A 21,240-nucleotide genomic window follows, 5' to 3' on the forward strand; every position below is an offset into this window, starting at 1 on the left:
CCGGCTACTGTGCATGGGGTTGTTTTTGGTTTTTTGGCTTGTGCTCGCAGCCGCACGGTCCTGCTGACGCAAAAGGGCCGCCTCGATGGGCGCCCTTTCGTTTCAAGCGTTGTGCTGCCGCTTACTCGGCGGCCTGCTTCTGCGGCGGATCGAGCGCGCCTGACTTGTGGATCTCGGCGACCTGATGGTCCGAGAAGCCGAGCACGGCGCGCAGGATCTCGTCGGTGTGCTCGCCGAGCAGCGGCGAGCGGGTGACGTCGCTCGGGCTATCCGACAGCTTGATCGGGTTGCCGACCGAGATGTACTTGCCGCGGGTGGGATGATCGACCTCAACCACGGTGCCGGTCGCGCGCAGCGACTGGTCCTCGGCGATCTCCTTCATCGACAGGATCGGGCCGCAGGGGATGTCGTCCTTGTTGAGGATTTCCATCGCCTCGAACTTGGTCTTGGTCATCGTCCACTGCTCGATGCGGGCGAAGATCTCGTTGAGGCGCGGCAGGCGGGCCGCCGGCTTGGCGTAGTTCGGATCGGTCTTCCAGGTCGGCTCGCCGATCACGTCGCAGATCTTCTCCCAGACCGGGGCCTGGGTGATGAAGTAGATGTAGGCGTTGGGATCGGTCTCAAAACCCTTGCACTTCAGGATGCGGCCGGGCTGGCCGCCGCCCGAGTCGTTGCCGGCGCGCGGCACGGCATCGCCGAACGGAATGCCTTCGCCGAACTGGCTGTATTCCTTGAGCGGGCCGTGGGCGAGGCGCTGCTGGTCGCGCAGCTTGACGCGGGCGAGGTTGAGCACGCCGTCCTGCATCGCGGCGGTGACGCGCTGGCCCTTGCCCGAATGCGTGCGCTGATAGAGCGCGGTGACGATGCCGAGCGCCAGATGCAGGCCGGTGCCGCTGTCGCCGATCTGCGCGCCGGTGACCAGCGGCAGGCCGTCGCGGAAGCCGGTGGTGGAAGCGGCGCCGCCGGTGCACTGCGCGACGTTCTCATAGACCTTGCAGTCTTCGTAAGGTCCCGGGCCAAAGCCCTTGATCGACGCGACGATCATTTTCGGGTTGATCGCCTGGATCTTCTCCCAGGGGAAGCCCATGCGGTCGAGCACGCCAGGTCCGAAGTTCTCGACCAGCACGTCGCATTTCTTGATCAGCTCGGTGAGGACTTCCTTGCCCTTCGGGTTCTTGGTGTCGAGCGTGATCGAACGCTTGTTGTGGTTGAGCATGGTGAAATACAGGCTGTCCACGTTCGGGATGTCCTGCAGCTGGCCGCGGGTGATGTCACCCACGCCCGGGCGTTCCACCTTGATCACGTCGGCGCCGAACCATGCCAGCAGCTGCGTGCAGGTCGGTCCTGACTGGACGTGGGTGAAGTCGAGAATGCGAACGCCCTCGAGCGCTTTGGTCATCGTCTATGCTCCGTACTCTGTGTCTGCCCCTGCGAACCACAGGGAATAAGGGTTGAGGGGGTGGACTTACTTCTTCTTCTGCAGAACGCTCTGCGGATTGAGGTTGCCGATGCGGCCGCTCTCCGAGCCCGCGGCCGGATCGATCACCGCGTTGATCAGCGTCGGCTTACGGGATGCCATGGCCTCGTTGACGGCGCGCTTGAGCTCGTCCGGCGAGGTCGCATTCACGCCGACGCCGCCGAAGGCTTCCATCATCTTGTCATAGCGCGCGCCCTTGACGAACACGGTGGTCGCGGGATCGGAGTTCGCGCCGTTGACGTCGGTGCCACGATAGATGCCGTCATTGTTGAAGATGACGACGCAGATCGGAAGGTTGTAGCGGCAGATGGTCTCGACCTCCATGCCGGAGAAGCCGAAGGCCGAGTCGCCTTCAACTGCCAGCACGGGATGGCCGGTCTCGAGCGCAGCGGCGATCGCCTGGCCCATGCCGATGCCCATCACGCCCCAGGTGCCGACGTCGAGACGCTTGCGCGGGCGGTACATGTCGATGACGCCGCGGGCGAGGTCGAGCGTGTTGGCGCCTTCGTTGACGAGGATCGCCTCGGGGTGATCCTTGATCACGTTCTTCAGCACGCCGAGCGCGCCGTGATAGTCCATCGGCGACTTGTTGTTCATCAGCTTCGGCGCCATCTTGGCGACGTTCTCGTCGCGCTTGGCCACGATGGCCTTGGTCCATTCGGCCGGCGGCGCGGTCCAGCCCGTTCCCATCGCCTGGTTGAAGGCGGAGACGACCGAGCCGATGTCGCCGACGACAGGCGCGACGATCTCGACGTTGGAGTCCATTTCCTTCGGCTCGATATCGACCTGGATGAACTTCTTCGGCGCATCGCCCCAGCTCTTGCCCTTGCCATGCGAGAGCAGCCAGTTCAGCCGCGCGCCGATCAGCATGACGACGTCGGAATCCTTGAGCACGGTCGAGCGAGCCGCGCCGGCGCATTGCGGATGCGTGTCGGGCAGCAGGCCCTTGGCCATGCTCATGGGGAGGAACGGCATGCCGCTCTTCTCGACGAAGCTCTTGATCTCTTCATCGGCCTGCGCATAGGCCGCGCCCTTGCCGAGGATGATGAGCGGACGCTTGGCGCTCTTGAGCACGTCGAGCGCGCGCTTGACCGACGCGGGCGAAGGGATCTGCGCGGGCGCCGCATCGATCACCTTGACCAGCGACTTCTGGCCGGCCTCGGCGTTCATCACCTGGCCGAACAGCTTGGCCGGCAGGTCGAGATAGACGCCGCCCGGACGGCCCGAGACCGCAGCGCGGATGGCGCGGGCAAAGCCGATGCCGATGTCCTGGGCGTGCAGCACGCGATAGGCCGCCTTGCACAGCGGCTTCGCGATCGCGAGCTGGTCCATTTCCTCGTAGTCGCCCTGCTGCAGGTCGACGATCTCGCGCTCGGAGGAGCCCGAGACCAGGATCATCGGATAGCAGTTGGTGGTGGCGTGGGCGAGCGCGGTGAGACCATTGAGGAAGCCGGGCGCGGAGACGGTGAGGCAGACGCCAGGCTTCTTGGTGAGATAGCCGGCGATGCCTGCGGCGTAACCGGCGTTCTGCTCGTGGCGGAAGGAGATCACGCGAATGCCGGCGGCCTGCGCCATGCGGCCCAAATCCGTGATCGGGATGCCCGGCACATTATAGATGGTGTTGATGCCGTTCAGCTTGAGCGCGTCGATGACGAGATGGAAGCCATCCGTCAGTTCCTGCTCGGTGCCCGGTGCTTCGGACTTGGTCGCGGTGTTCAGCATGGGCCTTGTCTCCCTGGTCTCAAGGTAGGTGGGGCGAATGGTTCGCCCTTCTGGTGAATGTTGCTAGGTGAAGAGTTCCTGGCCGTGCGCTTCGACGTAAGCGGCGAGGCCAAGGGTGTGGTCGCGGGCGCGCTTCTCGGCGAGCTCGGTGTCGCGCGCTTCCAGTGCTTCGATCATGCCGAGGTGCTCGGGCAGGGAGGTCGCAGTGCGGTCCTTGCGCCCGATCGTCAGCTGGCGATAGCCGCGCACGTGCAGCAGAAGGTCGTTGGTGAGATCGACCAGCACGGGGGATTCCGACAGCGAGATCAACGCCTGGTGGAAGGCGATGTTGGCCTTCGAATATTCCTCGACGTGATCCTCGGGCAAGCGGTCCTTGCCGAAATCCTTGAAATAGTCGCGCAGCGCCGTGATGTCTTTCTTGCGCGCGGTGGTGGTGATGAGGCGGGCCGCCATGCTCTCCAGCGCCGCCCAGGCGCGGATCATGTCGACGATCTCGCTCTTGGTCCGGCGCACCACCATGATGCCGCGGCGCGGCACGGTCTTCACGAAACCGTCCTGCTCGAGCATCGCGATCGCTTCGCGGATCGGCGTGCGGCTGACGCCCAGACGTTCGGACAATGCGCGCTCGTCCAGCATGACGGGCTCGGGCGTCGAATAGATGTCCATCTTGAGGATGGCTTCCTTCAAGGCGTCATACGCCTTGTTCTTGAAGCTGCTCTCCGGGGCAATACGAACGATTGCGATGTCTGCCTCGGCCATGTTCGGCAACGCCTTGGTTGGTTTCCGCAGTGACACGACGATTCTCCTCTGATGGGAGTCGTCTTTTACAGGAATATTTACTGGAAAGTTTTTGGCATACCACATGCCAGAATGTCAAGCTGGCTATTTTTTACGGCGTTATCGGTCCTGCTCTGGCTTGACAAGTTGGCTTCTGGCATACCAAATGCCATCGCTAGCCATTTTTGATCCAAGCTGGCGGAGTAATCAAGGCCTTTCGCCGCTCCGTTCCGCTAGGTGGAACAGAGCGCGGCGATGGCAAGTATCACGGGCAGCCGCATATGCGCGCTTTGCAAAGCAAGAACTGAAGGTCAAGGGAGAAGCTCATGTCCAATTCCAAAGACGTCGTCCGCAAGGTCCTTGACCAGGTCAAGGCCGACAAACGCACCAGCCTGACCGCCCCCGAAGGTAAGGTGGTCTGCGACGCCTACGGCATTCCGGTGCCGAAAGAGGGCGTGGCGAAGTCGGCCGGCGAGGCCGGCAAGATGGCGTCGTCGATGGGCTTCCCTGTCGTGATGAAGATCGTCTCGCCGGACATTCTCCACAAGACCGAGGCCGGCGGGGTCATTGTCGGCGTCAAGACGGCGGAGGATGCCGAGAAGGCCTATGAGACCATTCTCGGCAACGCCAAGAAGTACAAGGCCGATGCCAAGATCGAGGGCATCCAGGTGCAGCAGATGCTGGCCGGAGGCACTGAGGTCATCGTCGGCTCGATCACCGACGGCTCGTTCGGCAAGCTGGTCGCCTTCGGCCTCGGCGGCGTGCTGGTCGAGGTCTTGAAGGACATCACCTTCCGCCTCGCTCCGGCGACCAAGGAAGACGCGCTGTCGATGCTCGACGGCATCCAGGCGCACGAGATTCTGAAGGGCGTGCGCGGCGGCGAGCCGGTGAACCGCACCGCTCTGGCCGACGTCATCGTCAAGGTCTCGCAGCTCGTCACCGATTTCCCCGAAATCGTCGAGCTCGACCTCAACCCTGTCTTCGCCACCGCCAAGGACGCGATTGCGGCCGACGTGCGCATCGTCGTCGACTTCGCCTACAAGCCCAAGCCGAAGCCGCGCCCGACCGAAGAGATTGTTGCGGCGATGAGCCGCATCATGCAGCCGAAGGCCGTCGCCGTAGTCGGCGCTTCCGCCGAGGATGGCAAGATCGGCAACTCCGTGATGAAGAACCTCATCAACGGCGGCTACAAGGGCGAGATCTATCCGATCCACCCCAAGGCCTCAGAGATCCTTGGCTACAAGGCTTATAAGAGCGTCAAGGACGTGCCTGGCGTGATCGACACGGCTGTGTTCGCGATTCCCGCGAAATTCGTGGCCGCGGCGCTCACCGAATGCGGCGAGAAGAAGATCCCGGGCGCGGTGCTGATCCCGTCGGGCTTCGCTGAGGCCGGCGCGCCGGAGCTCCAGGCCGAGATCGTCGAGGTCGGCAAGAAGTACGACATTCGCCTGATGGGACCGAACATCTACGGCTTCTATTATACGCCCGCCAATCTCTGCGCGACCTTCTGCACGGCCTACGACGTGAAGGGCCACGCGGCGCTGTCGTCGCAGTCGGGCGGCATCGGCATGGCCATCATCGGCTTCTCGCGCTCGGCCAAGATGGGCGTCTCCGCGATTGTCGGCCTCGGCAACAAGTCCGATATCGACGAGGACGATCTGCTCGCCTTCTTCGAGCAGGATCCGAACACCAACTTGATCGCGCAGCACTGTGAAGACCTCAAGGACGGCCGCGCCTTCGCGGAAGCCGCCAAGCGCGTTTCCAAGAAGAAGCCTGTCGTCGTGCTCAAGGCCGGCCGCACCTCGGCCGGCGCTAAGGCGGCCTCGTCGCACACCGGCGCGCTCGCCGGCAACGACAAGATCTATGAGGACGTGCTGGCGCAGTCCGGCGTGATCCGCGCCCGCAGCCTGCGGCAGCTGCTCGAATTCGCTCGCGGCGTGCCGGTGCTGCCAACGCCGAAGGGCGAGAACGTGCTGATCATCACCGGTGCGGGCGGCTCGGGCGTCCTGCTGTCGGACTCCTGCGTCGACAACGGCCTGTCGCTGATGTCGATGCCGCCGGATCTGGACGCGGCCTTCCGCAAGTTCATCCCGCCGTTTGGCGCGGCCGGAAATCCTGTGGATATCACCGGCGGCGAGCCGCCGATCACCTACGTCAACACGGTGAAGCTCGGTTTGTCGGATGAGCGCATCCACTCGCTGATCCTCGGCTACTGGCATACCATCGTCACGCCGCCGATGGTGTTCGCCCGCAATATGGTCGAGGTGAAGAAGGAGATGGAAGCGAAGGGCTTTGTGAAGCCGATCGTCGCCTCCCTCGCCGGCGACGTCGAAGTCGAGGAAGCGGCCGAATATCTCTACCAGAACGGCATCCCGGCCTATGCTTACTCGACCGAACTTCCGGTTGAGGTGCTTGGCGCCAAGTACAAGTGGGCGCGCGGGGCGGGCCTGCTCTGAGACGAGATGCCGCTTCGGCATGATCCGGAGCGGATGGTTGTTCGCCTCTCCCGTACGCGGGGAGAGGTCGAATTGCGAAGCAATTCGGGTGAGGGGGACTCTCCGCGAGTTTCTTTGTCACCGTCCGCGTGGAAGCTCCCCCTCACCCCGATCCTCTCCCCGCAAGCGGGGCGAGGGAGAACGGTCAGGTCGCGATGAGCAAGAACGTGATCCGGCGCAAATCGCTCGAGCCTCGCTCTCCATCGGAGGCCGAGCCCGACGCGCGTGACGGCGGCGTGCAGTCTGTCGGCCGCGCGCTGTCGATACTCGAAACACTGGCTGAGGACGACGAAGGCTATCGTCTCAGCGATCTCGCGGTCCGCACCGGGCTGTCGGCCTCGACCGTGCACCGCTTGCTGGCGACGCTCGAGAGCCGCCGCTTTGTGCAGTTCGACCGCGCCGAATCCAAATGGCATGTCGGCGTCCGCAGCTTCACCGTCGGCGCGAGCTTTGCGCGGCGCCGCAATTTCACGGCGCAGGCAATTCCCTATTTGCGCAAGCTGCGCGATCTCACCCGCGAGACCGCCAACCTTGCCGTGGTCGACGACGAATTCATCATCGTGCTGACCCGCATGGAAAGCCGCGAGATCATGCGCTCGCTGACCAAGGTCGGCGGTCGCGTTCCGATGGTGACGTCAGGCGTCGGCAAGGCGGTCCTTGCGACTTATTCCGACGATGACGTCGGCGCCGTCATCCGTCATCACGGCATGCCGAGACTCACGGAAAAGTCCATCGTACGGCCGAGCGATCTTTTCAAGGAGCTGGCAACGATCCGTAAGCAAGGTTACGCGGTGGATGACGAAGAGGCCGAGATGGGGCTGCGCTGCGTCGCGGCCGTGGTCTACAACGCGCTTGCGGAGCCGCTCGCCGCGATCTCGGTATCCGGCCTGACCAGCCGCGTCAGCGACGCTCGCCTGCCCGAGATCGGACGCGTCGTACGCGAAGTCGCGGCGGAACTGACGGTTGCGCTCGGGGGTGTCACCCCGGTGGTGAAACCGGCCTAAGCTGGGTTGGTGGTCCACCGTGCCCGTTGAAGGAAATCAGCTCTGGCGGCGGGGGCCTCGACATCGGTATACCAATCCACCGTTGTCGCGTCCTTTTGGGGAATGTCATGCCTTCCGAGCTCCGTTCGCCCCGTCTCGCTGTCCTGATCGATGCCGACAATGCTTCCGCAAAGATCGCGGATGGACTGTTCGCGGAGATTGCCAAGATCGGCGAGGCCAGCGTTCGCCGCATCTATGGCGACTTCTCCAATGCGCGATCCAGAGGCTGGGCCGACATCCTGTCGAAGCACGCCATCATACCGCAGCAGCAATTCGCCTATACGACGGGAAAGAATGCGTCGGACATAACCCTGGTCATTGACGCGATGGACCTGCTTCACAGCGGCCGGTTCGATGGCTTTTGCCTGGTGTCGTCCGACAGCGACTTCACCCGGCTTGCCGCCCGCATCCGGGAGCAGGGCGTCGATGTTTTTGGGTTCGGCGAACAGAAGACGCCGGAAAGCTTCAGGCAGGCCTGCCGGAGGTTCGTCTACACGGAGAACCTGCTTGCTGGCGCGGCGAACTCCCAGGATGCCGCCTCGAAATCCACGCCGCTCCAGCCCCCTGATGCGGCTGCGCCCATTATTAAGAAGGTCATCACCCAGATGGAGAGCGAAGACGGCTGGGTCACCCTTGGGGAAGTTGGCCGGCAGCTCGCAAACCTGGCCTCCGATTTCGATCCGAGGACCTTTGGCTTCCGCAAGCTGAGCGACCTTGTGCGAAAGACGAATTCGTTCGAAATCGATGAGCCGAAAGGCCGGTCGATGCGGATTCGGGTCAAGCCCGCTGCCGCAACACCGCCGAGAACGCGGAACCCGCGCAGAGCCGCAAGGTCGCGGACGGCAGGCGGCTCGCCGCCTAAGGCGTAAGCAGGGCGTGCCGTTATATTTGGGCTTGCCCGGCGTTTCGCAGGGCGTAACCATCGCTGGGCCGTAACGTTACGCGAGAGCCCCGATGTCCAAACTCACCCGATTTGCCGTTGCGCCGCTGCACGCAATGACACGCCGTCTCGCCGACGTCGCCTCCGCCCGCGTGGCGCCCGACCTCGTCATATCAGGTGCGCGGGTGCTCTCTACCTATTCGGAGCGGATCCATCCGGGGCGGGAGGTCTGGATCTCCGGCGGCCGCATAGCAGCGGTGAAGCCGTCAGGCACGGCGAAGAAGACGTGGAGCGACGTGCCGCTGTATGACGCCGCCGGCGGCATCATCGCGCCGGGCCTGGTCGATCCGCACATCCACATCGAATCCTCGATGGTGACGGCCTGTGCCTATGCCGAGGCCGCTTTGCTGAACGGCACCACCACGATATTCTGCGACAGCCACGAGATCGGCAATGTCATGGACGTCGCCGGCGTCGAGGCGATGCTGGAGGACGCGCGCGAGGCGCCGCTGTCGATCTTCTTGACGGTGCCGAGCACGGTGCCGGCGACTTCGGCGGAGCTGGAGACCGCCGGGGGAGACCTCACGCCCGACAAGATCGCCGGCCTGTTCGACCGCTGGCCTGAAGCGGTCGCGCTCGGCGAGAAGATGGATTTCGTGCCTGTCACGATGGGCGACGAGCGCAGCCACGCGATCCTGGCGGCGGCCCTGAAGCGCGGACGACCGGTGTCCGGCCATGTTTATGGCCGCGAATTCGTCGCGGCCTACGCGGCGTCGGGCGTCACCGATACGCATGAGGCGATCGACCGCGACATCGCCGACGATCTGCTCGATGCAGGCGTCTGGATCTTCCTGCGCGGCGGGCCGCCGACAACGCCCTGGCATTCGCTGCCGCAGGCGATCCGCACGATCACCGAACTCGGGGCCTCGCACAAGCGCACCGCCGTCTGCACCGACGACCGCGACGCCGACGACCTTCTGCTGTTCGGCCTCGACTGGGTGGTGCGCGAGGCGGTGAAGGCGGGGATGTCGCCGGAGCAGGCCTGGTCGATGGGTTCGCTGCACGGCGCCACCCGCTTCGGCATGGAGGGAGATATCGGCGGGCTCGGCGGCGGCCGCCGCGCCGATCTCGTGCTGATGGATGACAATCTCACGCCGCAATCGACCTGGTATGGCGGCGAACTCGTGGTCGAGAACCGCAAGATCACGCCGCGTCTCGATCAGGCGCTATCGCAGCGCTATCAATATCCGAAGGCGGCCTACGCGACCGTGAAGCTGCCGAGGAAAATCAGGCTGACGCCGGAGCTGCCGGCGAAGGCCTGCACCGTCAACGCCATCAAGACCGCGCTGCCGGGCATTACGCTGATCCATGAGAAGGTCGCGATCGAGCCCGCCAAGGACTGGCCAGAATTGTTCGCGCGCTACGGCATGTGCTTCGTCACCGTGGTCGAGCGCCACGGCAAGTCGGCCGGCAACGTCGCTTACGGCCTGCTGAAGGATTTCGGCTTGAAGCGCGGCGCGGTCGCCTCCAGCGTCGGCCATGACAGCCACAACCTCATCGTCGCCGGAACCAATGAGGCCGATATGCAGGTGGCGATATCGGCGATCGAGGAAAAGCAGGGCGGCGTCTGCGTCGTCGCCGACGGCGAGGTGCGGGCGCTGGTGCCGCTGCCCATCGCGGGACTGTTATCCGACAAGCGCGTTATCGAAGTGGCTGAAGAGGTCAAGGTGTTGAAGAAGGAATGGGCCGAGGCCGGCTGCACCATTCCCTACATGGGCTTCAATCTGATTCCGCTATCGGTCATTCCGGAAATTCGCATCACCGACAAGGGCCTCGTGCTGGTACCGCAGATGGAGCTGGCGCCGCTGTTCGAGTAAGCAGCTTTCACGCATGGCTCGATCTAACCGATTGAGACCGCCGTGTTTTTCCAGCGGCTGCCGCATCGTGGAAAATAAAATCGATCTCGTTGAGATCGCATCCCGCGCGCCCGATGATCTCGCTCGCTGACGCAACTTAAGCGAGGTCCGATATGGCGAAGATGCGAGCCGTCGATGCAGCCGTGCGAATCCTGGAGAAGGAGGGTATCTCGACCGCCTTCGGTGTTCCCGGGGCTGCGATCAATCCGCTTTACTCGGCGCTGAAGAAGCGCGGCTCTATCCGCCACATCCTGGCGCGGCATGTCGAGGGTGCGTCGCACATGGCTGAGGGCTATACGCGGGCCCAGGCCGGCAATATCGGCGTCTGCATCGGCACCTCGGGGCCGGCCGGCACCGACATGATCACGGGGCTCTATTCGGCGATCGCCGATTCCATTCCGATCCTCTGCATCACCGGACAGGCGCCACGCGCGCGGCTCTACAAGGAAGACTTTCAGGCCGTCGACATCGAGTCGATCGCAAAGCCGGTGACGAAATGGGCAGTGACCGTGCGCGAGCCGGCACTGGTGCCGCGTGTGTTCAGCCAGGCCTTTCATGTGATGCGCTCGGGCCGGCCGGGGCCGGTGCTGATCGACATGCCGCTCGATGTGCAGCTCGCCGAGATCGAGTTCGACGACGAAACTTATGAGCCGCTGCCGGTGTACAAGCCCACCGCCACGCGCAAGCAGGTCGAGAAAGCACTGGAGATGCTCAATGCCGCCGAGCGGCCGCTGATCGTCGCGGGCGGGGGCATCATCAATGCCGACGCTTCGGACCTGCTGGTCGAGTTCGCCGAGATCGCGAATGTCCCGGTCGTGCCGACGTTGATGGGATGGGGCGCGATCCCCGACGATCACGTGCTGATGGCTGGCATGGTCGGCCTCCAGACCAGCCATCGCTATGGCAACGCCACGCTGCTGGAGTCCGATTTCGTGCTCGGCATCGGCAATCGCTGGGCCAACAGGCACACCGGCTCGGTCGAGACCTACACCAAGGGCCGCACCTTCGTGCATGTCGATATCGAGCCGACCCAGATCGGCCGCGTCTTCAACCCCGATCTCGGCATCGTTTCGGACGCGAAGGCCGCGCTCGAACTCTTCGTTTCCGTCGCCAGGGAGTGGCGACGTTCCGGCAGGCTCCGCGAGCGCCAGGCGTGGCCCGCGGCCTGCCGCGACCGCAAGAAGACCATGCTGCGCAAGAGCCATTTCGACAACGTCCCGATCAAGCCGCAGCGCGTCTACGAGGAGATGAACAAGGCGTTCGGCCGCGACACCACCTATGTCACCGTGATCGGCCTGTCGCAGATCGCCGGCGCACAGTTCCTCGGTGTCTACAAGCCGCGCAACTGGATCAATGCGGGGCAGGCGGGGCCGCTCGGCTGGACCTTGCCGGCAGCGCTCGGCGTGCGCGCGGCGTGTCCGGATCGTAACATCGTCGCGCTCTCCGGCGACTACGATTTCCAGTTCCTGATCGAGGAGCTCGCGGTCGGGGCGCAGTTCAATCTGCCCTATATCCACGTCGTCGTGAACAATTCCTATCTCGGCCTGATCCGCCAGGCCCAGCGCGGCTTCGAGATGGATTATCATGTCCAGCTCTCGTTCGAGAACATCAACGCGCCGGAGATCGGCGTCTACGGTGTCGACCATGTCGCGGTCGCCGAAGGCCTCGGCTGCAAGGCGATCCGGGTCACCGATCCCAAGGACACGCAGGCCGCGTTCGCGACCGCGCGCGAATTGATGAAGAAGCATCGCGTGCCCGTGGTGGTCGAGTTCATCCTCGAACGCGTCACCAACATTGCGATGGGCACCGAGATCGACAACATCGTCGAGTTCGAGGAAGTGCTGGACTTGCCGCTCGATGAGGTCGGGGCTACGCGGCCCGGCGTTTTGCAGCCGGCAGAATAGGGGACAGTAACATGCCGAAATTCGCGGCCAACCTCACCATGCTCTTCAACGAGATGCCGTTCATCGACCGCTTCGCCGCGGCGAAGGCGGCAGGCTTTGCCGGGGTCGAGTATCTCTTTCCCTACGACTTCGACAAGGCGCAGCTCCGCGAACAGCTGGAGGCTCACGGACTGAGCCAGGTGCTGCACAATCTGCCCGCCGGCAATTGGGCCGCCGGCGAGCGCGGCATCGCGATCATGCCCGATCGCACCTCCGAATTCCGCGATGGCGTGTTCCGTGCCATTGACTATGCCAAGGCGCTCGATTGCGAGCAGCTCAATTGCCTCGTCGGCATTGCGCCTGTCGACGCCGATCCGCGTGAGCTGCAGGAGACCCTGGTCGGCAATCTCCGCTTTGCCGCCTCGACGCTGGCCCGCGAGAACATCAAGCTGCTGGTCGAGCCGATCAACACGCTCGACATCCCCGGCTTCTTCCTCAATGGCACCGAGCAGGCGATCCAGCTCATCTCCGAGGTGCGGTCGAACAATCTGTTCGTCCAGTACGACATCTATCACATGCAGATCATGGAGGGCGATCTCGCCCGCACCATGCAGGAATATCTGCCTGAGATCGCCCACATCCAGCTCGCCGACAATCCCGGCCGACACGAGCCCGGCACTGGGGAAATCAACTATCCCTTCCTGTTCCGCCATCTCGACGCGATCGGCTATCGCGGTTGGATCGGCTGCGAATACAAGCCGCGCACCACGACGCTGGAAGGCCTGTCGTGGCACGCCGCGCAGACATTTGAGACCTGAGGATATCAAGACATGATCGACATCGGCTTCATCGGACTTGGCACTATGGGGCGGCCAATGGCCGGCCATCTCTTGGCCGCGGGCCATCGCGTATTCCTGCATGACGTCGCGCCAGTCGGGCCGGAGCTGATCGCGGCTGGCGGCGTCCCTTGCAAATCGGCCAAGGAGGTCGCGGAGGAGGCGGATGTCGTCATCATCATGGTGCCTGACACCCCGCATGTGGAGGCGGTGCTGTTCGGCAAGGACGGTGTCGCGAGCGGCATTTCCAAGGGCCAGATCGTCGTCGACATGAGCTCGATTTCGCCGCTGGCGACCAAGGAGTTCGCGAAGAAGATCGAGGCGCTCGGCGCGGATTATCTTGACGCGCCGGTGTCGGGCGGAGAGGTCGGCGCCAAGGCGGCGAGCCTCACCATCATGGTCGGCGGACCCGAACGCGCCTTTGGCACCATGAAGCCGATCTTCGACAAGATGGGCAAGAACGTCACGCATGTCGGCGCCAATGGCGACGGCCAGACGACCAAGGTCGCCAACCAGATCATCGTGGCATTGACGATCGAGGCGGTGAGCGAAGCGCTGCTGTTCGCTTCCAAGGCCGGTGCCGATCCAGCGCTGGTGCGCAAGGCGCTGATGGGCGGCTTTGCCTCGTCGCGGATTCTCGAAGTGCATGGCGAGCGCATGGTGAAGCGCAATTTCGATCCGGGCTTCCGAATCGAACTGCACCAGAAGGATCTGAACCTTGCGCTCGAAGGCGCGCGCGCTCTCGGCCTCTCACTGCCGAGCACGGCGGTCGCGCAGCAATTGTTTTCGTCCTGTACCGCGCATGGCGGCAAGGGCTGGGATCATTCGGCCATGGTACGGGCGCTGGAACTGATGGCGGGTCACGAGATCGCCGCAGCCTGAATTGTTACGCGGTAACAGTCGCGGTGTTGATGTGGGTTTCATCACGCGGGAACCGGAACAATGCTCCGGCCCCGCGGTTGATGGCGCACAACAACACTGGAGAGCGTGGATATGAAGACCCGTCTTGTGATCTCGTTGGCTGCTGCGTCGCTGCTGGCGTCGAGTGCAGCCTTTGCTCAGTCGACGACCGAAGAAGGCGCCAGGAACGGCGCACGCACGGGCGGCGAAGTCGGCGGCCCAATCGGCGCGATGGTTGGCGGTACCGTGGGTGCGGCAGTCGGCGCTGGCCTCGAAATTCCGAATGCGATCCTCGGCGGCATCCCGCGCGATGATTCTGTCGTGGTCCAGGAGCGCGTCGTGGTAGGTGAGCCGCTACCCCCGACCGTCGTGCTGCGTCCGGTACCGAATTACACCCAGTATCGCTACGCCGTGGTGAATGATCGCCGCGTGATCGTCGAGCCGCGCACACGCCGGGTGATCAAGATCATCGACTGATGGCGCGATAAGGATTTTGAAGAAAAAGGGCCCTGCGGAGCGTCGCTGTGCAGGGCCTCAACTTGTCAGGGCCGAGCCTGCCCGAAACCGGGTCATGACCCAATCGATGACGGCCGCGAGCGCGAAGCCGATACAGGCAGTGCCGGCATCGACGAGAAAATCCTCCAGCCGCGCATGGCGTCCGGGCGCCCAGAGCTGCATCAGTTCGAGCAAGCCAATCAGCACGACCGCGACGGCCGCCACTGACAGGCGGCGCTGCCGATAGGCGAGGCCGAAGGCCAGCCCGACCAGGAGGAAGGCAAGCGCATGCTCGCCGTCCTGGCTGAGGTCGGAATGGGGACGCAGGCTCGGAGGCCCGAGCGTTGCAAAGGTCACGGCGGCGGCGAGCAGCCAGGCAAAGGCGCGAACAAGAATGGACATCCGTACCGCTTAGCACGGATCGGCCGAGGCCTGTCTCGGGATGCGGATCAGATCGCCGTGTAGTTAATGACGAAATGTTAAAGCGGCTCGCGCACGCCGAGGCCGTGCATGAAGCGCTCCCGGATCTGCACGGGATCCCGGCGGGTGGTGCCGACGCCGGGTTTGTCGTCGATGCGCAGCGCGATCAGGCTCGGCGCGTCAACCGACATGGCCTGGTCGACCAGCCGTTCGAAATCCTCTTCGTCCGCGGCCCATGCGCTGTTGGTGAGTCCCGAGCCCAGTGCAATCGCGACCAGATCGGCGACGCCCGCAGCCGGCGTCGGCTGCGCTCCAGTGATCTGGTAGATGCCGTTGTCCATGACGATCATGATGAGGTTCTTCGGCTTCAAGGCCGCGATCGTCGAGAGCGTGCCGAGCTGCATCAGCAGTGAGCCGTCACCTTCCAAAGCAAAGACGCGTCGATCGGGCTGCGCCAGCGCCACGCCGAGCGCGATCGGGAAGGCGAGCCCCATGCTGCCCAGCATGTAGAAATTCTGCGGACGATGGCCGGCGGCCCAGAGGTCGAAATTGGTGTTGCCGATGCCGCCGATCACCGCTTCCTCGTGCTTTAGTTTTGCGATCAGGCGCGAGGTGATGTCGAACCGGTTCATCACTTTGGTGTTGCGCGTGTCCATGGCGGCGCTCACTTGTCGAAGACCTTGCCGCCCGTGAGCAGCGGGTTGAGGATCAGCGCCACCGGTGCCTGTGTGGTGACGGCTTGCTTGATCGAACGGTCGGCGATGAATTCGAGCTCGTCGAGCCTGGTAATGGTGTGGTGCTCCAGCGCCAGCGAATCCAGCACAGGGCGCATGGTGCGGCAGACCAGCGACTGGCCGTAATTGAATTCGCCAAGCGTGCCGCGCTCGGATACGAACATGATCAGCGGGATCTGGTAGGGCACCGCGAGTGAGGCGAGCGTGTTGGCCAGCGTTGCGAAGCCCGAGGTCTGCATCAGCACTGCGCCCCGCCGGCCTCCCATCCAGGCGCCCGAGACGATGCCGACGGCCTCTTCCTCGCGGGCGGTGGCAAAGGTCGTGAAGAAAGGATCGGCGTGCAGATTCTTGATCAGCGGCGTCAACACCCGGTCGGGCACGTAGGGGATCAGGCTGATCTCGTTCCGCTTCAGGGTTTGCAGGACGATGCCATGCCAGCTCTTGTCGCCGGATGCCTGCATCGAACTATGCTGCTCCGCACCAGCCATTGCGTTCTCCCTTGCGCCGCGCATGCTTCTTCTTTGGCCGTCGTGGCGTTTGTCGAACTTGACGGAGCGGACGGGATTGTCAACATGTCCAGGCCAGCACCGTGATCTGCGCCAGACGGGCTGCCGTGGCCGGCATCGCCATGCCATAAGCGGGATAATGAGGAACAGGAGGAACGCCAGGAGAGGGGCGCGCGTGGCGCTGACCTTGCGAACCTCCGTGAGAGAGCCGGAAGGGTCCTGATGTCGGTCAACAGCAAGCGTGTCTTCTACGTCAAATACCTGGCCAACCCTGTGTACATCGACATCCTGAAGGCGCGGTCCGACGTGCGGCTCGACCGCATCGAGAACGAGAGCCCCGAGGATTTTTACGCCCCGATCCTGGGCGCGGCGCATGTGTATCAGATCGGTGCCGCGCGCGACGAGCTGGCGCCGCATTTCCATGTCGACGCCGCCCTCCTGAAGCGCACCCCAAACCTGCTCCTGGTCTCCAGCAACGGCGCGGGCTTCGACCCTGTCGACGTCGAAGCTTGCACGGATGCGGGCGTGCTGGTCGTCAACCAGTCCGGCGGCAACGCGCATTCGGTGGCCGAGCATGCGCTGGCGATGATGCTGACCCTGTCCAAGCGTATCATCCAGTCGGATCGCCGGCTGCGCCGCGAGGCCAATGTCAATCGGAACGAGCTCGTCGGCAACGAGGTCGAGCACAAGACCGTCGGCATCATCGGTCTCGGCAATGTCGGCCGCCGCATCGCCGCGCTCTGCAAGGGCCTGCTCGGCATGAAGGTGCTGGCTTACGATCCCTACCTCTCGAAGGAGGTGATGGCCGAGCGGGGCGGCGAGAAGGTCGAGCTTGACGAATTGCTGCGTCGGGCCGATTTCGTCTCTATCTCATGCCCGCTGAACAAGGGCAGCCGCAACATGATCAGCGTGCGCGAATTCGGCCTGATGCAGCCGCACGCCTATTTCATCACCACTGCGCGCGGCTTCATCCACGACGAGGATGCGCTGCTCCAGGCGCTCCGCGACAAGCGCATCGCCGGTGCCGGTCTCGACGTCTGGTCCAAGGAGCCGCCGCCGCCGGAGCATCCGCTGCTGCAGTTCGACAACGTGCTGGCGAGCCCGCACACCGCGGGTGTGACGATCGAAGCGCGCCAGAACATGGGTCGCATCGCGGCCGAGCAGGTGCTGGAGACGCTCGACGGCAAACGCCCGCCGCGCATCATCAATCCCGAGGTCTGGCCCGTCTATGCCGAGCGCTTCAGGCAGGCCTTTGGCGTGACGCCGGGGTAGGGGCGTGAAGCGCTGCCGGCGCAGGTTACCTGGATGACAACAGAACGCGACGGATTTTACCGATTACGTCAGTGAACGCGTATGACTTGTCCTGTAGATCAGGGTCCATGAGCATCCTCTCGATTGCGACGTCAGGACTGTCTGCGGCGAGCCTGCGCGCGAACGTAGCCGCGAGCAACATTGCCAATGTCCGCACGACTGGGCCGCTGCCCGCGTCAAGCGGTTCGGGCAGTGGCGGCAGTTCGAGCACGAGTTCGACTTATCCCGCAGCCTATGTGCCGCTGCGAGTCGATCAGGTCTCTCAATCGAGCGGCTCGACGCCGGGCGGTACTGCCGCGACCGTGTCGACGGTGTCGCCGAGCTATGCCGCACAATCCGACCCAAGCGCTCCCTTCGCAAACCAGGACGGCCTGGTCGCTGCGCCTGACGTCGATCTTGCTGACCAATTCGTCCAGCTGGCGACCGCAAAATACAGCTTCATGGCCAACGCCAAGGTCATTCAGGCCTATTCCGAGACGGAAAAGTCCCTGCTCGACATCATGGCGTGATTGCTGACGGACGGTATCGACGGACGCATCGGTGGCAGGAACCGACGCGTTGCCTTGATCCAGCTCAAAATCTTCCTCCCCCATCCGGCCTAAATGGGATTAAAGTGCTGCCGGGGCAGCAGGAGGTCCCATGTCAACTTTTGTCGTCAGGTTCATGAAGGACGTGCTCGGGGAGTGCGGCCGGCAGAGCGAAGTTTGTCAGGGTACGCTCGAGATCGACGCTATCGACGAGATCGAGGCCACGGAGCGGGCGAAGGCAAAATTCTGCAAGGACCAGGCGTTGCATCACTGGTCGCTGCATGCCGATCGCATCCAGGTCAGACCGTCCGATTTTCCGTCGTGAGGGCTAGCGGCCCGGTGCCGTGACAGGCGGGGGTGCCGTCGTCCCCGCGCCGAGCGAACGTTGCACCATGACGGTGTCGGACCAGCGGCCGTGGCGATAGGCGACGCCGCAGAGCAGCCCAGCGCGCCCGAAACCGAACCTTTCGTGCAATGCCAGCGAGGGTGCGTTGTCAGCATCGATATAGCCGATCAGCTGGCGGAAACCCGCCGCAGCACACGTATCGATCATTGCCCCGAGCAGGAGCCGTCCGACGCCGCGGCCGAGATGGTCGTGGTGGACGTAGATGGAGTGCTTGGCCGTGTAGCGATAGGCCGGGCGCTTGCGAAACAGCACTGCATAGGCATAGCCGACGACCTCTCCGCGCCAGGTGGCGACCAGATGCGGCAGGCGGGTCTGCTTCAAATTCCTGCGCCGGTCGCGAAGATCGTCGGGCTCCGGCGCGCCGGTTCCCTCGACGTCGCGGGGCACGCCATTGCGGACGTGATGGCGATAGATCGCCAGCATCGCCTCGACATCGCTCTCGCGTGACGGCCGAATCAGGACCGGCTCGTCGTCGGTGCGTGCAATCGCTGTCTCGTTCATCGGCTCGGCTCGGCAACGACGTAGGTATAGAGCCCGATGCGGCCCTTGGCATCGATCTCCTTGTAGACGCCCTGGATTTCGACATCGAAGCCTGGGAAGGTATTGAAGCAGGTCTCGAACATCTTGAGATAATCGATCATGGGCTTGGCCCGTTCCGTCAGCCGCTCGCCGGGGACGATGGTGGCGATGCCGGGCGGATAGACCACGAAAGGCGTGGTGGCGATGCGGCCGGCGATTGCCTCAATCGGCAGATAGTCGACGTCGTTCTTGAACAGATAGCGGGCAGCATCGCGCGGCGACATGGCGATCTCAGGCATGTGCTCGGGCATGAACTGTCGTGCTTGGAGGGCGCTGACATTGGCATCCCGAAAGAAGCGGTGCATCTCGGCGCAGAGGTCGCGTAGCCGCACGCCGGCATAGCGCGCCTGACGCCGCTGGTAGAATTCCGGAATCGCGTCGCCCAGCAGCGCATTGTCGTCGTGTAGCTTCTTGAAGGCGACGAGACCGGAGATCAAGGTGCCAGCCTTGCTCGCCTCGACGCCGGGGGTCAGCAGGAAGAGGAGGGAGTTGAGGTCGTTCTTCTCGGGCACGATGCGGTTTTCGCGTAAGTATTGCGCGACGACCGGGGCGGGGATGCCGTGCTCGGCATAGGCGCCGGTGGTGCGGTCGAAGCCGGGAGTGAGCAGCGTCAGCTTGTTCGGATCGGTCATGGCAAAGCCCTCGGCCATACCGGGGAAGCCGTGCCAGGTGCTGTCGGGACCGAGCTGCCAGAGCGCGGGATTGGTGGCGAGCTCGTCGGTCGACAGCGTCTCCCAGGCGACGTTGTGCGCAGCGCCTGGGCGACTGACATCGGGGATGGCGACTCGATCCGGCACGAACGGTTCGAAGAACCAGCGCCGGTCCCAATTCTGCTCCTTCTCCTCGAACTCGCGGCGCATCGCGCGGATTTTTTTCCGCAGCTCGATGCCGAGGCGGATCGTGTCGTCCCACAGCACTTCGCCGGAGCGGCCTTTCATCATCTGCGCGCCGACATCGAGCGAGGCAAACAGCGGATAGAACGGCGAGGTCGAGGCGTGTTGCATGAAACTTTCGTTGAAGCGGCGGTGCTCGACGCGCCGTTTCTGGCCGCGGATGTGGCGGTCCTTGATGTGGATCTGGGAGGCCTGCGAGAAGCTCGCGAGCTGCTTGTGGGTCGACTGCGTCGCGATGATGCCGGGCGCCTCCGGCGGAAGGTTGGCGAGACCCATGGCGAAACGGCCGGTATAGAGCGGGTGGAATTTCATGAAGCCGGCCCAGGCCTCGTCGAACAGAATGTATTCGCAGAGATGGCCGATGCGCTTCAGGATCATTTCGGCATTGTGGATCGTGCCGTCATAGGTGCACTGCTCGACCACAGCGACGCGGAACGGCCGCTCCTTGCGCCAGGCGTCCTTGTCCGTCACCAGCGGGTGATTGCGGATGGTCTCACGCAGAGCCTTCTCGTCGAGCATATCCCAGCGCATTGGGCCGATCAGGCCCCAGGCATTGCGAATGGTGGGAACATAGACCGGGATGCCGCCGCCGATCATCAGCGCGCCGTGATGGGCGGCCTTGTGGTTGTTGCGGTCGAACAGCACGAGATCGCCGTCGGTGACGAGCGCGCCGAGCGCAACCTTGTTCGAGGTCGAGGTGCCGTTGAGCACGAAATAGGTCTTTTCCGCGCCGAAGATCTGCGCCGCCTCCTTCTGCGCCTTCAGCGCCGGTCCCTCATGGGTGAGGAGGTCGCCGAGGTCGAGCACAGAATTGTCGAGGTCGTCGCGGAACACGGATTCGCCGAGATGCTCGACGAACACCCGGCCGATCGGGCTGCGGTTGTAGAACACGCCGCCATTGTGGCCCGGACAGGTCCAGAGCTGGTTGCCTTCCTCGGCATAATCGACCAGCGCCCCGAAGAACGGCGTCTTCAGCGTCTCGGCATATTGTTTCAGCCGGCTGATCAGGTTCTTGGCGATGAAGGGCGGGGTCTCTTCCGACAGGAAGACATAGCCATCGATGAAGTCGAGCAGTTCGACCGGCAAATCCTCGAAGCGCTTGCGCCGGATCAAAAGAATGATCGGGAAATCGAGACCCCGCCGCCGCATCAAATTGATCAGCGCCGAGGTCTTGCCCTCAAGACCCTTCTTGCCCCAGTCCACCACCATGCAGCCGATCGCGGCATCGGTCTGCACCGCGATCTCGGCGTCTTCCAGCTTGCGGGCCCGGACCACCTCGAAGCCCGAGCGCTGGATCTCCTCGATGATCTGGTTGAAGCGGAGACCTTCCAGGTCGTCGGCGTCGAACACAGGTGCGGCGAACAGGAAGTTGAAGCGCTTGAAATAGTCCATGGCATGTCCCGAATGTGCAGAGACAGACAGGTCTCTGCACATTCGATG

At 63.7% G+C, this 21,240-nt stretch carries 19 protein-coding genes; 11 read left to right on the forward strand and 8 right to left on the reverse strand.

Going from position 1 to position 21,240, the window contains the following annotated elements:
• Positions 1-121 precede the first annotated feature (121 nt).
• From frc to XI06_RS08175, 3 genes are all read right to left on the reverse strand, one after another.
• Positions 122-1,399 carry a formyl-CoA transferase gene (gene frc / locus XI06_RS08165; RefSeq protein ID WP_237859228.1) on the reverse strand — a complete coding sequence of 426 codons (1,278 nt, stop codon included), beginning with the start codon at positions 1,397-1,399 and terminating at the stop codon, positions 122-124.
• A 66-nt stretch (positions 1,400-1,465) separates the two neighbouring features.
• Positions 1,466-3,199 (reverse strand): oxalyl-CoA decarboxylase, encoded by a 1,734-nt coding sequence (oxc, locus tag XI06_RS08170; RefSeq protein WP_237859226.1) that lies wholly within the window; start codon positions 3,197-3,199, stop codon positions 1,466-1,468.
• Positions 3,200-3,262: 63 nt separating this feature from the next.
• A complete protein-coding gene (locus tag XI06_RS08175) occupies positions 3,263-3,958 on the reverse strand; it encodes a GntR family transcriptional regulator (RefSeq protein WP_164933761.1) in 696 nt (231 codons plus the stop codon).
• Positions 3,959-4,302: 344 nt separating this feature from the next.
• Here XI06_RS08175 and XI06_RS08180 point away from each other — a divergent pair, with 344 nt between their 5' ends.
• The 8 genes from XI06_RS08180 (at position 4,303) to XI06_RS08215 (ending at position 14,406) form a co-directional block, all read left to right on the forward strand.
• Positions 4,303-6,432 (forward strand): acetate--CoA ligase family protein, encoded by a 2,130-nt coding sequence (locus XI06_RS08180; protein ID WP_237859224.1) that lies wholly within the window; start codon positions 4,303-4,305, stop codon positions 6,430-6,432.
• Between the two features lie 194 nt (positions 6,433-6,626).
• A complete protein-coding gene (locus XI06_RS08185; protein ID WP_237859222.1) occupies positions 6,627-7,475 on the forward strand; it encodes an IclR family transcriptional regulator in 849 nt (282 codons plus the stop codon).
• A 107-nt stretch (positions 7,476-7,582) separates the two neighbouring features.
• On the forward strand, positions 7,583-8,383 hold the full coding sequence (locus XI06_RS08190) for an NYN domain-containing protein (protein ID WP_237859220.1): 801 nt from the start codon (positions 7,583-7,585) through the stop codon (positions 8,381-8,383).
• An 85-nt stretch (positions 8,384-8,468) separates the two neighbouring features.
• The gene (locus XI06_RS08195) at positions 8,469-10,271 is read left to right on the forward strand and encodes an adenine deaminase C-terminal domain-containing protein (protein ID WP_237859219.1); all 1,803 of its coding nucleotides are present in this window, start codon (positions 8,469-8,471) and stop codon (positions 10,269-10,271) included.
• Between the two features lie 152 nt (positions 10,272-10,423).
• Positions 10,424-12,214, forward strand: coding sequence for a glyoxylate carboligase (gcl, locus tag XI06_RS08200; RefSeq protein ID WP_271605020.1), 1,791 nt, complete (start codon positions 10,424-10,426; stop codon positions 12,212-12,214).
• A gap of 11 nt (positions 12,215-12,225) precedes the next feature.
• A complete protein-coding gene (hyi, locus tag XI06_RS08205) occupies positions 12,226-13,011 on the forward strand; it encodes a hydroxypyruvate isomerase (protein WP_237859217.1) in 786 nt (261 codons plus the stop codon).
• Positions 13,012-13,023: 12 nt separating this feature from the next.
• Positions 13,024-13,911: a 2-hydroxy-3-oxopropionate reductase gene (locus XI06_RS08210; protein ID WP_237859216.1), complete on the forward strand. Its 888-nt coding sequence runs from the start codon at positions 13,024-13,026 to the stop codon at positions 13,909-13,911.
• A gap of 111 nt (positions 13,912-14,022) precedes the next feature.
• Positions 14,023-14,406, forward strand: coding sequence for a DUF1236 domain-containing protein (locus XI06_RS08215; RefSeq protein WP_128952734.1), 384 nt, complete (start codon positions 14,023-14,025; stop codon positions 14,404-14,406).
• A 57-nt stretch (positions 14,407-14,463) separates the two neighbouring features.
• Here XI06_RS08215 and XI06_RS08220 read toward each other — a convergent pair whose 3' ends face one another.
• From XI06_RS08220 to XI06_RS08230, 3 genes are all read right to left on the reverse strand, one after another.
• Positions 14,464-14,826 carry a VanZ family protein gene (locus XI06_RS08220; protein ID WP_237859215.1) on the reverse strand — a complete coding sequence of 121 codons (363 nt, stop codon included), beginning with the start codon at positions 14,824-14,826 and terminating at the stop codon, positions 14,464-14,466.
• 77 nt (positions 14,827-14,903) lie between these two features.
• Positions 14,904-15,500, reverse strand: coding sequence for a thiamine pyrophosphate-dependent enzyme (locus XI06_RS08225; RefSeq protein ID WP_237869873.1), 597 nt, complete (start codon positions 15,498-15,500; stop codon positions 14,904-14,906).
• A gap of 8 nt (positions 15,501-15,508) precedes the next feature.
• Positions 15,509-16,066 carry a thiamine pyrophosphate-binding protein gene (locus XI06_RS08230; RefSeq protein ID WP_237859211.1) on the reverse strand — a complete coding sequence of 186 codons (558 nt, stop codon included), beginning with the start codon at positions 16,064-16,066 and terminating at the stop codon, positions 15,509-15,511.
• Positions 16,067-16,306: 240 nt separating this feature from the next.
• Here XI06_RS08230 and XI06_RS08235 point away from each other — a divergent pair, with 240 nt between their 5' ends.
• The 3 genes from XI06_RS08235 (at position 16,307) to XI06_RS08245 (ending at position 18,247) form a co-directional block, all read left to right on the forward strand.
• On the forward strand, positions 16,307-17,356 hold the full coding sequence (locus XI06_RS08235) for a hydroxyacid dehydrogenase (protein ID WP_237859209.1): 1,050 nt from the start codon (positions 16,307-16,309) through the stop codon (positions 17,354-17,356).
• A gap of 107 nt (positions 17,357-17,463) precedes the next feature.
• Complete coding sequence (locus XI06_RS08240) at positions 17,464-17,904, forward strand: flagellar basal body rod protein FlgC (protein WP_237869871.1); 441 nt, start codon at positions 17,464-17,466, stop codon at positions 17,902-17,904.
• A 130-nt stretch (positions 17,905-18,034) separates the two neighbouring features.
• Positions 18,035-18,247: a hypothetical protein gene (locus tag XI06_RS08245; protein WP_237869869.1), complete on the forward strand. Its 213-nt coding sequence runs from the start codon at positions 18,035-18,037 to the stop codon at positions 18,245-18,247.
• Positions 18,248-18,250: 3 nt separating this feature from the next.
• Here the strand turns inward: XI06_RS08245 and XI06_RS08250 are convergent, their stop codons facing one another.
• Positions 18,251-18,829, reverse strand: coding sequence for a GNAT family N-acetyltransferase (locus tag XI06_RS08250; RefSeq protein WP_237859203.1), 579 nt, complete (start codon positions 18,827-18,829; stop codon positions 18,251-18,253).
• On the reverse strand, positions 18,826-21,192 hold the full coding sequence (locus XI06_RS08255) for an Orn/Lys/Arg decarboxylase N-terminal domain-containing protein (RefSeq protein WP_237859202.1): 2,367 nt from the start codon (positions 21,190-21,192) through the stop codon (positions 18,826-18,828). Before XI06_RS08255 ends, XI06_RS08250 begins: the two co-directional genes overlap by 4 nt.
• Between the last annotated feature and the right edge of the window lie 48 nt (positions 21,193-21,240).

The organism is Bradyrhizobium sp. CCBAU 11434 (assembly GCF_028128895.1).
Classification (GTDB): domain Bacteria; phylum Pseudomonadota; class Alphaproteobacteria; order Rhizobiales; family Xanthobacteraceae; genus Bradyrhizobium; species Bradyrhizobium zhengyangense.

Excerpts from the sequence above, each read along its gene's own strand:
- XI06_RS08255 (WP_237859202.1), bottom strand. The coding sequence starts at position 21,192 with ATGGACTATTTCAAGCGCTTCAACTTCCTGTTCGCCGCACCTGTGTTC.
- XI06_RS08175 (WP_164933761.1), bottom strand. The coding sequence starts at position 3,958 with ATGGCCGAGGCAGACATCGCAATCGTTCGTATTGCCCCGGAGAGCAGC.
- XI06_RS08235 (WP_237859209.1), top strand. The coding sequence starts at position 16,307 with ATGTCGGTCAACAGCAAGCGTGTCTTCTACGTCAAATACCTGGCCAAC.
- gcl (WP_271605020.1), top strand. The coding sequence starts at position 10,424 with ATGGCGAAGATGCGAGCCGTCGATGCAGCCGTGCGAATCCTGGAGAAG.
- XI06_RS08215 (WP_128952734.1), top strand. The coding sequence starts at position 14,023 with ATGAAGACCCGTCTTGTGATCTCGTTGGCTGCTGCGTCGCTGCTGGCG.
- XI06_RS08230 (WP_237859211.1), bottom strand. The coding sequence starts at position 16,066 with ATGGCTGGTGCGGAGCAGCATAGTTCGATGCAGGCATCCGGCGACAAG.
- oxc (WP_237859226.1), bottom strand. The coding sequence starts at position 3,199 with ATGCTGAACACCGCGACCAAGTCCGAAGCACCGGGCACCGAGCAGGAA.
- hyi (WP_237859217.1), top strand. The coding sequence starts at position 12,226 with ATGCCGAAATTCGCGGCCAACCTCACCATGCTCTTCAACGAGATGCCG.
- XI06_RS08250 (WP_237859203.1), bottom strand. The coding sequence starts at position 18,829 with ATGAACGAGACAGCGATTGCACGCACCGACGACGAGCCGGTCCTGATT.
- XI06_RS08185 (WP_237859222.1), top strand. The coding sequence starts at position 6,627 with ATGAGCAAGAACGTGATCCGGCGCAAATCGCTCGAGCCTCGCTCTCCA.
- XI06_RS08220 (WP_237859215.1), bottom strand. The coding sequence starts at position 14,826 with ATGTCCATTCTTGTTCGCGCCTTTGCCTGGCTGCTCGCCGCCGCCGTG.
- XI06_RS08225 (WP_237869873.1), bottom strand. The coding sequence starts at position 15,500 with ATGGACACGCGCAACACCAAAGTGATGAACCGGTTCGACATCACCTCG.
- XI06_RS08190 (WP_237859220.1), top strand. The coding sequence starts at position 7,583 with ATGCCTTCCGAGCTCCGTTCGCCCCGTCTCGCTGTCCTGATCGATGCC.
- XI06_RS08240 (WP_237869871.1), top strand. The coding sequence starts at position 17,464 with ATGAGCATCCTCTCGATTGCGACGTCAGGACTGTCTGCGGCGAGCCTG.
- XI06_RS08245 (WP_237869869.1), top strand. The coding sequence starts at position 18,035 with ATGTCAACTTTTGTCGTCAGGTTCATGAAGGACGTGCTCGGGGAGTGC.
- frc (WP_237859228.1), bottom strand. The coding sequence starts at position 1,399 with ATGACCAAAGCGCTCGAGGGCGTTCGCATTCTCGACTTCACCCACGTC.
- XI06_RS08195 (WP_237859219.1), top strand. The coding sequence starts at position 8,469 with ATGTCCAAACTCACCCGATTTGCCGTTGCGCCGCTGCACGCAATGACA.
- XI06_RS08210 (WP_237859216.1), top strand. The coding sequence starts at position 13,024 with ATGATCGACATCGGCTTCATCGGACTTGGCACTATGGGGCGGCCAATG.
- XI06_RS08180 (WP_237859224.1), top strand. The coding sequence starts at position 4,303 with ATGTCCAATTCCAAAGACGTCGTCCGCAAGGTCCTTGACCAGGTCAAG.